Origin of the sequence: Nostoc sp. (genome assembly GCF_036917235.1) — a bacterium.
GTDB lineage: Bacteria > Cyanobacteriota > Cyanobacteriia > Cyanobacteriales > Nostocaceae > Nostoc.
Genome location: NZ_JBALDU010000099.1, coordinates 53,015 through 66,426 on the forward strand (window position 1 = coordinate 53,015; position 13,412 = coordinate 66,426).

Consider the following 13,412-nt stretch of genomic DNA (forward strand, 5'->3'; position numbering starts at 1 on the left):
CCCTCAACTACGGTTTTCTGGAATTACCGCATAAGCATCAATTTCAAACAACATACCGTCAAGTGCAAGTCTAGGAACGGGAATAAGAGTATTTGCTGGTGGTTTATTCCCCCATAAATTTATAATTTCACGTCCTAACGGGATCAATTTATTTTCGTTGTGATCCACTATAAGAACAGTAGTTTTTGCAACATCTTGTGGTTGTGCCCCAACCGCTGCTAAGGCATAACGGAGGTTTTTAAAAGCCTGTATTAACTGCTTTTCAAATTCATTGGAGACAAGATTTCCTTGTAAATCGGAACCAAATTGACCAGAAATATAGACGGTTCTCGCCCTTGATGGTGTCACAGCTATATGGCTATAGCCATTTTGGGGTGCATTATATAATGTTGGTGGGTTCACCAATTTCAACTCTTTGTTGTCTTTAGCGTTCACTTCCTTTTGTGTTGCCACCATCAAGGCGGTAGTTATTCCACTACCTCCAAGCCACAAAAGTGCATTTCGTCGCGAGAAGTTTGCTACTAATGAATTTACAGCACTGCTAATAGGTCTAGTCATTAAAGCTCCTTAATGTGAGTTCTCTATTTTTGCTCATACTTAGTTTTATTATCTATCTAATCAAGCTAAAAAGCACTAATTAGCAAAGTTATTCAGTGCAATCACATAAATAATAAGCCTGGATCGGCTTCAGTTCCTTTAGCTTTCGATATGGATACAGTTAAAACTTATACTAAATCAGGCTATTGACCCTCAAAAAACTGTATTAGGCGATCGCAGTGCCTCATATCTTGCACCTAGCCCTGGCGATTAGAAATCGCGGCTATACAAACAAAATCCGCCTACGCGGACTAATGCAAAATCAAGGTTTTGCCTGTGTAGCCGCGACTTCCAGTGCAAGAGTGCAAGATATCAGGTGCCTGAATAACTTCAGAGCGCAAACAACAGCTACAGCAGTTTTCATCTATTTGAACCACACCTGTCGTAGGGGCGCAAGGCCAAAAGCCCCTACTTGTTTCTAAGCTTCTGAGCAAGTTTCTTTTGCAGCCCTCAATATTATGTCTGCATGATTACTTATTAAACTAGTGAAATTTTATATAAGGATATCTAAGTTTCCCGGCTTAGATATCCACTAGCAACATAACCTACATTTAATAGATTGTTAACTCTATTCTAATTACTATTTTTTGTTTTTAAATGGTTCTTGGGACAGTTATAAATTCATCCTTAAGTTGGATGTCAAAATTAGATGGATATTTTAACCTAATGCAGGTTACAAATTTAATTAAGATTTTTGTTATACAATAGAATGTTACTGGTTAATTATACCTTCCTAAAAAGTTATTTATTAAATAAATTTTCTGAGTTTTACCTTAAACTTTTATACTCAGACTAACTTCTCAAGCTGATTAGCGATCGCAAGCATAAACATAAGCTATGTGCAGGTGCGTTAACGCAGTGTAACGCACCCTAATTTCTAAGACAAGTTAGGAATACTAGACCTTTCTAAACTCGCTACTAATTTCACTCCAAACTCTTCCTCAAACACTCCTTTTTTATAATTTAAGCTCCAAAGTTCTAAATCACAATCATCATCCAATTGAGTTGGGAAAATTAGCAGATTGACCTGATTAAGTTGTGGATAATACTCACATTGCACTTGAACGATCGCACCAATTTGTCGTCTATCTAATGCCACTGCCAATCTTAAAATCGCACTTAATTGACTAACAATTTGTCGCTGTTCCTTAGTCAGCAAACTCTGGTAGTTTTCATGTTTTTTCTTAGGCGGCGATTTGCGATGATAACGCGCTAAATTGGCAATAATTTCAATCTCGGTTTCTGTATAACCGAGTAATTCACCATTGCGAATTAGATAGTAAGAGTGCTTGTGATGAGACGAATGGCTAATATAATGACCGCAATTGTGTAATATTGCCGCTGCCCACAGCATTTGTCGCTCGTCACTTCCCCAATGATGTAGAGTACCTTGAGTTTGGTCAAATAAACTCTCGGCAAATTTTGCCACGCGATCGCTGTATTCTAAATTGATGTGGTATTTATCCGCCAGTTTGAGAACATTCCGTTCCCGAACTGAACTTTGATAGCGCAGCTTATCTTCAATTAAACCGTGGGTTAGCATCCAGTCTACGATTACGCCTTCTCTCAGAGAACGCTCACAAACTGTTACCGATTCACTACCCAAAAGGGTCATTGCTTCCTGTAATATGACTGCGCCAGCGAAGATAACTTCAGAGCGCTTCTCTGGCATACCGGGAATATCAGCCCTTTCGGAATTACTTAGTTTCCGCAAGCGATTTACCAACTCTTGCAAGTCTTTAAAACTAAACTGGTAGCCGTTAAGAGTGGAAGGAATAACACCCGACTTTTCTCGTGCATGAATCATTGCCAGGGTTTCAATTGTGCCAGATGTACCCACCAAACGGGGAGATTCCCCAAACTCTAGGTTGGCTAAGATTTCTTCTACAGAACGTTCCAACATCCCGTGTGCATAAGCTTGCAGATACTGGAACTCATTGTTGCTGATGGGATCAGTGGTGATTAACTCGCTAGTGAGTCGCACTGCACCAACTTTGGTACTGGTGAGAGTGCGGGCTTGCTGACTATCGCCTAAAATCAATTCTGTGGAACCACCGCCAATATCAATAATCATGTGGGGCTGGTTATTAAATTCCATGCCCGACAGCACGCCAAGATAGATTCGCCGCGCTTCTTCTTGACCAGAAATCAAGTTAACGCTTAAACCCAACTCCGTTTCTATTGTGTGCAAAAAATCTTTACCATTGGGCGCTTCTCGCACAGCACTAGTTGCCACAGCGATAATTGTTTCAGCGTTGATAGTTTTGGCAACTTCTTGGAAGCGTCCTAAAGCAGCGATCGCCTTTTCAATTATCTCTGGTTTGAGTTCTCCAGTGGTAAGATTGCGATCGCCAAGCCTCACGGTTTCCTTTTCTCTAGCAATAATGCTGAAAGCTGGTAGTGTGGGGTCAATCTTGACTACTACCATGTGTAGAGAATTTGTTCCCAGGTCAATGGCAGCAATAATCCGATGTTGCTTAGATGGTTGAGCAGGAATACTCTCCCAGCTAGAAACTAAATTCAGCATCTAGTTTTCTCTCTTTATTAAGAAATGATGGCAAACGGTGATACGTCGGGGTAGCTAGCACTGATATTTATGACAACACACTTGCTCAAACTGAGTGCTGTTAGCGGTAGCAGGGCCTTGAGCCAGCGTTGAATATTGAGTAAATTAAAAAATACTCAACATTCGCAACTCAGCTTGGTCGAGGGTAACTGAGCTATGTATATTCACCCTACTATTTATAACCTTAGTGGCTATTTAAAGGTATTTAAGGTTGCCACTTTGGGTTATGTTTTTACAAATAACAAATAACGTTATTCTATAGATGTAAAGAAGTGTGAATTCATCTCTCTAAAGTTATTTGTTGATTTCTATGTTAACGACGCCAGAACGCCCCCAGTCGCCAATTTGGCTTGTAATTATCCGGCTTTTACGCTGGCATAAACCAGAAGGGCGGTTAATTTTAATGATTCCTGCGCTTTGGGCTGTGTTTTTGGCAGCTTCCGGGAAACCGCCTTTGCCTCTAGTTGGTGTGATTATATTGGGTACTCTGGCCACGAGTGCGGCTGGGTGTGTTGTCAACGATTTGTGGGATCGGGATATCGATCCAGAAGTGGAGAGAACGCGCGATCGCCCCCTCGCTTCTCGCGCCTTATCTGTGAAAGTTGGGATTGTAGTCGCGATCGTCTCTTTAGCATGTGCAGCAGTCTTGGCCTTTTATCTTAACCCCCTGAGTTTCTGGTTATGCGTGGCAGCAGTGCCTGTAATTTTGCTTTATCCAGGTGCAAAGCGGGTGTTTCCTGTACCGCAACTGGTGCTTTCCATAGCTTGGGGTTTTGGGGTATTGATTAGCTGGAGTGCAGTAACGCAAAGCATTTCTCAACCAACCTGGTTGCTTTGGGGCGCGACTGTATTGTGGACATTGGGATTTGATACAGTTTACGCCATGAGCGACAAGGAAGACGATCGCCGCATTGGTGTTAATTCTAGCGCCCTATTTTTTGGTAATTATGCCCCTCTAGCCATTGGAATTTTCTTTGCTGGCACAATCTTGTTATTGTCTTGGTTAGGCGTAGTTATACATCTGCACTTAGCCTTCTGGATTAGCCTTGCAGTTGCTACTATCGGATGGGTTTGGCAGTCTCTGCGATTAAGAGACCAATACTTACCTAATTCTGCTTATGGTAAAATGTTCCGGCAAAATGTGTGGATTGGTTTTATTTTACTTTGTGGGATGATTGCTGGATCTTTATAAGAAGTACAAATGATACGCGTTTCCTAATCGTATAAGTGATATCATCGTCCTCTTTTTGCTTGCCTACGGTGTACACACAAGTCTTTTGACCTACAATGGCATTGCATCGGCTAACAATAGCATTGCATCGACTGACAATGGCATTGCATCGGCTAACAATGGCATTGCATCGGCTAACAATGGCATTGCATCGGCTGACAATGCTATTTCTCTCGTTCCCATCCTATGTATGAGAATGAGGAAAGCCTCATCAAGCTAGGTTTTTAGGACTTGTGTGTACACCATAGCTTTGCTTGCGGGGAGGGGCTTGGAGGTAAGGTTATTACGGTTTATGCGTTAAAAATTTCCCATAAAAATTTCCCATGCTATTTGATGCGTTTAAAAATCGTAAATCTCCTAAAATCGAATTCATCAAAACTAACCCAAGCTGGCGCGTAGCGTGGGGAACAGTTGATGCAAACTATGAAGATATAGCTTGGCGAGATGAAAAAATTTCTGTAATTTTACCACGCACAACTTCGGAATTTCCGACGGAGAAATTAGCAATCAGTTTTGGAGGACGATTTGTTGTTGTTGGTGATATTTGGTTAACTAACCGATTGCAGTTGTTGCAAAAGTTGGGAATTGAACCAGATAGCTTTCAAGGAAGTTCTCTGCAACTGGTAGCCAATCTTTGGGAACGATGGGGTAATGAAAGTCTTAGCCAACTTGTGGGGATGTTTGCGCTAGTGGTTTGGGATAGAGAGAAACAGGTCTTAAGGTTGGTTCGCGATCGCATCGGTGTTCGTACTCTCTATTACACTACCACTAGTTCGGTTCGTTGGATTGCGCCTCAACTGAGAACTTTAGCACCCCATCGTTCATCCGATTTAGATTTGCTGGCGTTGCGAGATTATCTTTGTTGTGCCTTTGTTCCCGGAGAACGAACCCTTTGGGAACAGGTGCGGGAACTGCGACCTGGAACCGTTTTAGAATTTCCTGACCACAAAGTTACAGCTTATTGGCAGCTTCAAGAACAGATTGTAGCAATAGATCAACCTTTAGCATGGCATGGCGATCGCTTGCGAGAACTCCTAGAGCAAGTTGTTCAAGAATATTTACCACCAGCAGATGAACCCGTTGGCGTTTTTCTTTCTGGTGGTTTGGACTCTAGCAGTATCACCGCTTTAGTAGCAAAATTCCACAAAGCACCAGTCCACACCTTCTCGATTCATTTTGGTTCGGAATGTCCCAATGAGTTAGAATTTTCCAGTCTCGTTGCATGCCATTGTCAAACGCAGCACCACATTTTAGAAATTACTTTTAAGGATATGTGGTCACGCCTGCCGGAAACAATGGCATATTTAGATGACCCCATTGGCGACCCACTGACTGTTCCCAACCTTTTGCTGGGACGACTGGCAAGAGAAAGCGTAGAAGTAGTTTTAAATGGTGAAGGTGGCGACCCCTGTTTTGGTGGGCCAAAAAATCAGCCGATGCTAATTAATAGTTTATATGGCTCTGTCACCAATCAGGATGCATTGCAAGCTTATTTAATTTCCTTTCAAAAGTGTGCTGTTGACTTACCGCAACTTTTAAAACCAGAAGTTTGGACAGCAGTGCAAACAGCACCTTGGGTTTTTGCTGAAGATTTATATTCCCAAGCTAGCTATCTGAATCGTTTGATGGCGATGAACATCAAATTTAAAGGCGCTGACCAAATTTTGACCAAAGTTAGTAACTTGACTCAAGCTGCTCTTTTGCAAGGTCGTTCTCCTCTGTTTGATCAACGAATAGTAGAGTTAAGCATGGAAATACCTCCAAAGTATAAGCTTTCTGGAGTGGAAGAAAAAGCAGTTTTAAAGCAAGCAATTGCAGATATTTTACCAGACACAATTATTCATCGTCCCAAAAGTGGCATGATGGTACCGGTGCAGTTAGGATTTCGGAAATATCAAGGCGATACTTGGAGTCGTTATGGAGTAAAGCTATGGTTGCTTGCTAGTTTAGAAATTTGGTTACAAGTCAATCAAAAAGCGCAGTAGTGAAAACAACAAAAAGATACGCCATGACTAAGTTGGGTTATGCCTAATACCAATTCTGTATGAAGATGCGCTAAACCGTAAGTAAAAGAAAGAAAAACGAACCGCATACCCCTTCGGGGAAGCAAGCTACGCGCAGCGTCTAGTAGGAGTTGGACGCAAAGAGAAGAAAGAAATGCTTAACTGAACCGTATTGTGGTGGTAGCTATCAATCTTGAGTGAGGATAAGTACTCAGTACTAATAAAAATTTTGAATCTTAACTTATCCCAAGGCTTTTCATGAAAAGCCGTGAGAAAATCGAAGTCATGTGTCATTAGTACCAATAAGCAAAGACAAATGACTTCGATCGTATCAATATTTCCTGACTTATGTCAGCATTTTTTGTTTTAAAAACCACTGAAAAAACGCATTTTCAAGTGATTGCCGATTTTCTTTTAATTTATTTTTGATTATTTACTGAGCTAATCTCCGTTTGCGGTGTAATCTCAATATACGGTAACTACTAATACTTCTCGCTTAAGGGGAAAAAAGAAAGGGGAAAGAAAAAACCTTTAACCCAAACCCAGTAATCTTTTGCCAAAACCCGATTCCGAATAAAAAATGCCTAACCGAGAAGTATTGTGGTAACTAACACACTCAACCTTTGAGATCAATTACACCCAGAGGTGAATACCATGAACAATTATGCTCAACAACAGGAATTTATTTTAAGTCAAATCACAAATAAATATTTTCAGCGCCGAGATTTCAGTGGATGCGACTTGAGTGGAATCGATCTGAAAGGAATTGATTTAAGTGGTATTAATTTAATTGGAGCGGATTTGCGTGGTGCAAATTTGTCTGGCTGTGTTCTAACTCGTGCTAATTTAAGTGGCGCAAATTTGATGCAAGCTAGCTTACGTGAAGCTAATTTGTATGAAGCATCTTTGTGTGAAGCCAATTTGACTAATGCTGATTTAACAAGAGCAAATTTGTGTGGAACTTTCTTATGGCGGGTGAAATTCACAGGTAGTAATCTTTGGGGTGCTTCTTTGTGTGATGTGGATTTGAGAGAAGCAGACTTAAGTGAAGCCAAATTAATTGAGGCATCGCTGATTGAAGCTAACTTAAGTTTTGCAAATCTCACACGAGCCAAGCTATGTGGAGCAAAATTACTAGAAGCTAATTTGACTGAGGCTAACTTAACTAGTGCAGACTTGACATGGGCAAATTTAACCAAAGCAAACTTGAGTAAGGCAAACCTTTGGAAGACAAATTTGATTTATGCAAAGTTGCGAGATACTATTATGCCTGATGGCACAATTGAGCAACCTCAGATAGTTATTTATTAGCTAGAGTTAGCCTTGTAAAGAGATAACTACCGTGTATACATAAGTCTGAAATAGTTGATTAACCAGGGTTTTACCCCGCTCTAACCCTCCCCTTATAAAGGGGAGGGAACTGGATTTCCGGTTTCCCCTAATACATCGGGGGGATTAAGGGGGGTAAGTTTCTGATGAATCGCTTGCTGTTCGTCAAGAGAATGCGATCGCACTTGTGATTATCTTACTATGCGATCGCTCTGAACTTCCCCTTGTATTCTCCCCCATACCCAATGTCTAAAATTCGCGTTGTGAAAAGATAAAAATAGCGATCGCTAATAACATGGCACTATAAACTAAGCCATAACTAGCATTCATAATCAGTGCAGTAGTGTCAGGTAGTGCTTGCAGACCATAAACGGCATCATTTTTCAAATCTAATCGAGATAAATCTGGCAAGAAAAGAAACAAATCTTGAGTTAGACGTTCCATACCAGGGTTACGGCTAAGACGACCAAGTTGTACTAAATCTTGAGTAATATTTCCGATTAAATATACCGCAAAGGTTAAAACAGTCGCTAGCAGAGAAGCAGTAAAAACACCGAAGGTAATAGCCACAGCAGTAATTAATGACAACTGTAAAAATAAGAAAATTGCAGCAATTAGAATGCTTGCTATAGGATGAGGAATATTGCCAATTTGCAAAAATACGAGATAAATTGCTGTCATTGTAGCGACAAGCACAGCTAGAACTGCGGATAAACCCAAGTATTTGCCGACGATAATTTCGCTGCGACTAACAGGTTTAGCAATTAATACTAAAATAGTGCGTTTTTCAATTTCTTTATTAATTAGTCCCGTACCAATAAATATCGTAATAATTAACCCGATGGCATTCATCGCTGCCATCCCAAAGTCTAAAAACATTTTATCTTCAGCCGTAGCTGCAAACTCAGGAAGGACGCGGAACGCAGTAGCGAGTACTAGCGCATAAAAACCAATAATATATAGGATGCGATCGCGTATCACTTCCTGAAACACATTCTTTGCTAATACAAAAATTCTGTTAATAGTCATTGGTCATTTGTCATTTGTCATTGGTCATTTGTCATTGGGAAGAGGCAGAGGGTAAAAAGGTAATTTTATTATTCTTCCCCCTGCTCCTCGGTCACTGAGCGTAGCCGTTGGCGCAGCCTCTCGTAGAGAATGCTGCCCCACTCCTCACTGCTGTGGAGGCGGTGAACCAGGAATTAATTTACTGGCGCGATCGCATTCAATTTCTGCAACTGTAATCTTATTCTCTGGATTAGTAGCTGTTGCAACTGGTTCAATGCGACAAGATTTTTTTAAGTAATAGCCCCGTGGGTTAGAACTCGGACCTATCCAAATACTTAATAAATCTAATATATATCCAGACTTCGTATTAGTTACACGTGGTTCAACGCGCCATAATTCCTTCTCTTCATATTTACTCAGGTTCTTTTTAATGATTTCCCTACCCAGATTTCCTACCCGCTGTTTTGCATCTAGCAACCATTTCTCTACTTCTGACCAAGGTCTTTCAGCTATTTGCTCTACTACTATTGGTTGAAGTCTCTGAAGAATTACAACGCCGTTTTGGGGAATTTTTACTGCTGCTTCTGTTCTGACAATAAAGGTACTATGTTTAAAAGTATCTGCTTGCAAACTCGGATATTGTCGTAACCAATTATCCGTCACAAAGTGAAACTGAATCCAGCAACTTAGCAGCATACTACTAGCAACTAAAATTATGATTCTTTGGCGGTCTTGTGGCTTAGGAATGCGAGCTTTTGCGTCGGTGTCATTTCCTTCAATAAACTCTGGTATTGCCGTAATTAGTGCTGAAATTGTTGGCCAAAAAACGATTGTTCTTGGTGTAATTACATCTCGTTGATCTCCAAATGCAAAAACACTCACTAAGAATCCAGTGATTACTGCCCCGACTGGCATAAAAGTCCCAGGAACCCTCAAAGGATCTTCAGTTGTATACCAAGCTGTACCAGCAATTAAAAATAACCAACCGAAAAAGGCAATTATATCTTTGATATAACCTGTGGCAAAATATGAGACTACCCAAGAAAAAACACTCATATAAATAAATGTCTGCCAAGAATAAGCTTTGGGTGGAACTAATATTTTTCTAATTCCTGCATAAAGCCCTTCCGCAAATTTAAAAACCCCAAAAACATCTTTTAATAGCGTATTCATATTCCTCCGTACACCCGATTAATCAATATTTTTCCTCTAAATTAAAGAAACAAGTAATTTCTTGCTATTTTGAACGAAATAATAAAATAATGGTTATTGCAGTATAGCTCAGAGAATTTGCTATTAGTATAGTAGTAACTAAATTAGTATTTTGGAAATTAAGGGTGCTAAAACGACGCCGTTGCAGCCGCTGGGATGTTTTAGGTTCCTCTTCCTTTTTCGCAAATGATTCATTTAAGGAGAATAGCAAAACCCTTAAAATGAAAAATTTCATCAAAAACGTAGCAAAAAAAATTATACACGCAGTTAAAATAATTAAAGGTTGTGTATTTGGCGATTGAAAATTATTAAAAAACATATAGTTAATTAATTCTGATTTAACCTGTATTGGCAACATTGGTTCTGAGACAAAAAATATGAACCAACCAATTACACTGGAAAACAGATTAATAGAAATTGCATAAAAAGTACTGGTTTTTTTGTCAAATTTTAGTCGAGAATGCAAAACATAAGCTTCGATGGGGATGGCAATCAATACAAATAAAAAGTCAAACAGAAATCCACCAATGGGAAAAATCCTGGGAAGCATCCAATTGTCAGGCATAAATGGTTACGGGTAAGGGTTAACTGTAGTGAGTATAACTGGGATAGTAAGGGTGATGGGGGAAATTATCCCATCGTTCTTGTCCTTTACTATGCGAGTGTGCCAGTATTCCTCTATTGATATTGTTAATAGATCGAATTGACCCTTGTACAGACGCATTAGAGGCGTAGTTTCTCTACCTGAGAGTACAAGAGGTTAGGTAAGATTAAAGACTGCCATAGTTATAGCTTTTCGAGAGATGACAAGGAACGGTATTGGGATTCGGACGGCGCAAGTGCGTCAAGAACGGCTTATTGGTCAAATTCACGTCTACGATGGTCTGGGTAAAGGTAAATCTCAAGCGGCTTTGGGGGTGGTTTTGCGCTCCATTGGCTTGGGAATAAATACGCCTAGCAATTCTAATCGTGTTTTACTGCTGCGATTTTTAAAAGGGCCAGAACGTGATTATGACGAAGATGGCGCGATCGCAGCTTTACAGCGCGGGTTTCCCCATTTAATTGACCAGGTTCGCACCGGGAGAGCCGAATTTTTTGGCCCGGAGGAAATTACCACTTTTGACCGAGATGAAGCAATGCGGGGTTGGGATGTCGCCAAAGGTGCGATCGCTAGTGGTTTATATTCAGTTGTCGTCTTGGATGAAATTAACCCAGTTCTGGATTTAGGTTTGTTACCAGTGGATGAAGTGGTAAAGACATTAAAATCCAAACCCCAAGAGTTGGAAATCATTGCTACCGGACGCGCCGCACCGCAAAAGTTGCTCGATATTGCAGATTTGCACTCAGAAATGAAACCTCATCACCACCCAACAGCCAAAGCTCTCTTCCTGGAAGGGATTGAAATTTATACTGGTGCTGGTAAAGGTAAATCTACTAGTGCTTTGGGCAAAGCCTTACAGGCAATCGGTAGAGGAATTAATCATCCAGGATCAACCCGTGTGTTGATTATGCAGTGGCTTAAAGGCGGTAGTGGCTACACAGAAGACGCAGCGATCGCCGCTTTGCAGCAGTCATATCCAGAAGTAGTGGATCATCAGCGTTGCGGTGGAGATGCGATCGTCTGGCGAAATTCCCGGCAAGAATTAGATTATGTAGAAGCCGAACGAGGTTGGGAAATTGCAAAAGTTGCGATCGCCTCTGGATTGTATAAAACTATTATTCTCGATGAACTCAATCCCACTGTTGACTTAGAACTACTCCCCGTTGAACCCATTGTTCAAGCTTTACTCCGCAAACCCCGCGACACCGAAATTATTATCACTGGCCGTTGCCAAAATCCACCTGCATACTTCGACTTGGCTAGCGTCCACTCAGAGGTTTATTGCCACAAACACTATGCTAATCAAGGTGTAGAACTTAAACGAGGTGTAGATTTTTAGGAATTGCTGAGTTAGTTTATATGTTAGATTTTCTAGAAATATAACAAATTTGTTTACCAAAATGGTAAACTTATATTAGTCTAGTAACGCATGGAAATCACCTTCGCTGACGGCAAACTGCAAAAGCTATGCGAACAACAATACTTAGCGCAAAGAAAATTGGGTGCAAATTGTGCCAAGAAATTGACAGCCCGATTGGCTGACCTTGCAGCTGTTAGCTGTGTCAAGGAATTATTTGCAGGTCATCCCCATTCCTTAAAAGGAGATCTGCAAGTGAATTTGCAGTAGACCTAGAAGGTGGTAAACGACTTGTATTTAAGCCAGATAACGACCCCATCCCCCTTACCGAGGATGGAAGCATTGATTGGTCAAAAGTTAGTGCTGTTTGTATTGTTTTCATAGGAGATTACCATGATTGAGACAACCCGTGCCTTTACACCAGATTGGGTATCTCCTCCCGGTGATACCATCGCTGATATCTTAGAAGAGCGTGATTGGACGCAAGTACAGTTAGCAGACCGATTAGGCTACACTACCAAACATATCAGCCTACTGATCAACGGCAAAGCACCCATCAATGAAGAAACAGCCCTGAAGCTAGAACGAGTTTTAGGGAGTACAACAGCATTTTGGCTCAATCGTGAAGCCCAATATCGCGCTGGTTTAGCAAGAATAGAAGAAGAAAACCGTTTAAAGGGGTGGACATCTTGGTTAGATCAGTTACCAGTCAAAGAATTGATGAATCAAGGTGTAATTCCTAAGTGCCGTTTAATTGATAAGAATAAGCCTAGTTTAGTAAAAAAGTTACTGCAATTTTTCGGTGTTGCCTCGCCGGAAGATTGGCAGAATTATTATGCAGGTATGCAAGTTGCTTTTCGTCGTACACGCGAAAATCAAAGTGATGTTGGTGCTATTTCCACTTGGTTACGTTTGGGGGAAATAAAAGCAGAACAACTAGACTCTCCCAAGTACAGTAAACCAAAATTTGAAAAGGCAGTGCGGGAAATTCGTACTTTGACGGTGTTACCGCCAGAAGAGTTTGAACCACAGATGCAAAAGTTGTGCTGGGAAGCAGGGGTTGTGCTTGTTTTAGTACCATCAATCAAGAAAGCGCACGTCAGTGGTGTTGCACGGTGGTTAAACCCCCATAAGGCACTGATTCAACTTTCGCTTTATGGTAAAACCAATGACCGCTTCTGGTTTAATTTTTTCCATGAAGCAGCACATATTTTGCTACATGATAAAGAAAATATTTTTCTTGATGAATGGAATAGTGGGGAAAGTTTGAAATCTGAGCAGGAACGCCAAGCAGATAAATGGTCGCGCGAATTTTTGATCCCACCTGAGTATGAGGGGGAATTAGCCAAGCTTAAATCTGAAACTGATGTGATTGATCTTGCGGAATGTATCAGTATTCATCCTGCTATTGTTGTAGATCGGCTGCAACACGATCATCTAATTGATCGGTCTTGGATGAATGGTTTAAAAGTGAGCTTGCATTTTCAAAGCATAGAATAAGCAAACGA

Annotated in this window: 12 protein-coding genes; 6 read left to right on the plus strand and 6 right to left on the minus strand. The window is 40.8% G+C overall.

Annotation, left to right across the window (positions count from 1 at the left end; genetic code table 11):
* Positions 1-3: 3 nt before the first annotated feature.
* Both V7K44_RS28030 and V7K44_RS28035 read right to left on the minus strand, forming a co-directional pair.
* Positions 4-558 (minus strand): RidA family protein, encoded by a 555-nt coding sequence (locus V7K44_RS28030; RefSeq protein WP_334936514.1) that lies wholly within the window; start codon positions 556-558, stop codon positions 4-6.
* Between the two features lie 916 nt (positions 559-1,474).
* Positions 1,475-3,124: a Ppx/GppA phosphatase family protein gene (locus V7K44_RS28035; protein WP_334936516.1), complete on the minus strand. Its 1,650-nt coding sequence runs from the start codon at positions 3,122-3,124 to the stop codon at positions 1,475-1,477.
* Positions 3,125-3,473: 349 nt separating this feature from the next.
* On the opposite strand from V7K44_RS28035, the gene V7K44_RS28040 reads away from it, so the two are divergent.
* Positions 3,474-4,355: a 4-hydroxybenzoate solanesyltransferase gene (locus tag V7K44_RS28040; protein ID WP_334936518.1), complete on the plus strand. Its 882-nt coding sequence runs from the start codon at positions 3,474-3,476 to the stop codon at positions 4,353-4,355.
* Positions 4,356-4,445: 90 nt separating this feature from the next.
* Here V7K44_RS28040 and V7K44_RS28045 read toward each other — a convergent pair whose 3' ends face one another.
* Positions 4,446-4,577, minus strand: a complete 132-nt coding sequence (locus tag V7K44_RS28045) for a hypothetical protein (protein ID WP_334936520.1) — start codon at positions 4,575-4,577, stop codon at positions 4,446-4,448.
* 140 nt (positions 4,578-4,717) lie between these two features.
* Between V7K44_RS28045 and V7K44_RS28050 the strand changes: the two genes are divergently transcribed.
* Together V7K44_RS28050 and V7K44_RS28055 are read left to right on the plus strand one after the other, a co-directional pair.
* Positions 4,718-6,379 (plus strand): asparagine synthetase B family protein, encoded by a 1,662-nt coding sequence (locus V7K44_RS28050; protein ID WP_334936523.1) that lies wholly within the window; start codon positions 4,718-4,720, stop codon positions 6,377-6,379.
* Between the two features lie 672 nt (positions 6,380-7,051).
* Positions 7,052-7,708 (plus strand): pentapeptide repeat-containing protein, encoded by a 657-nt coding sequence (locus V7K44_RS28055; RefSeq protein ID WP_094351427.1) that lies wholly within the window; start codon positions 7,052-7,054, stop codon positions 7,706-7,708.
* A 267-nt stretch (positions 7,709-7,975) separates the two neighbouring features.
* On the opposite strand, the gene V7K44_RS28060 is transcribed toward V7K44_RS28055, so the two are convergent.
* The 3 genes from V7K44_RS28060 to fraC all read right to left on the minus strand — a co-directional run bounded on the left by V7K44_RS28060 (position 7,976) and on the right by fraC (position 10,511).
* Positions 7,976-8,755, minus strand: a complete 780-nt coding sequence (locus tag V7K44_RS28060) for an ABC transporter permease (protein ID WP_334936526.1) — start codon at positions 8,753-8,755, stop codon at positions 7,976-7,978.
* Between the two features lie 144 nt (positions 8,756-8,899).
* Complete coding sequence (gene fraD, locus V7K44_RS28065; RefSeq protein WP_334936528.1) at positions 8,900-9,907, minus strand: septal junction protein FraD; 1,008 nt, start codon at positions 9,905-9,907, stop codon at positions 8,900-8,902.
* A 64-nt stretch (positions 9,908-9,971) separates the two neighbouring features.
* Positions 9,972-10,511, minus strand: coding sequence for a filament integrity protein FraC (gene fraC, locus V7K44_RS28070; protein WP_334936530.1), 540 nt, complete (start codon positions 10,509-10,511; stop codon positions 9,972-9,974).
* A 238-nt stretch (positions 10,512-10,749) separates the two neighbouring features.
* On the opposite strand from fraC, the gene V7K44_RS28075 reads away from it, so the two are divergent.
* From V7K44_RS28075 to V7K44_RS28085, 3 genes are all read left to right on the plus strand, one after another.
* Entirely contained in the window at positions 10,750-11,886 is a 1,137-nt protein-coding gene (locus V7K44_RS28075; protein WP_069068662.1) for a cob(I)yrinic acid a,c-diamide adenosyltransferase, read from the plus strand.
* 90 nt (positions 11,887-11,976) lie between these two features.
* On the plus strand, positions 11,977-12,174 hold the full coding sequence (locus V7K44_RS28080; protein WP_334936532.1) for a hypothetical protein: 198 nt from the start codon (positions 11,977-11,979) through the stop codon (positions 12,172-12,174).
* A 123-nt stretch (positions 12,175-12,297) separates the two neighbouring features.
* Positions 12,298-13,404, plus strand: coding sequence for a helix-turn-helix domain-containing protein (locus V7K44_RS28085; RefSeq protein ID WP_334936534.1), 1,107 nt, complete (start codon positions 12,298-12,300; stop codon positions 13,402-13,404).
* Positions 13,405-13,412 lie beyond the last annotated feature (8 nt).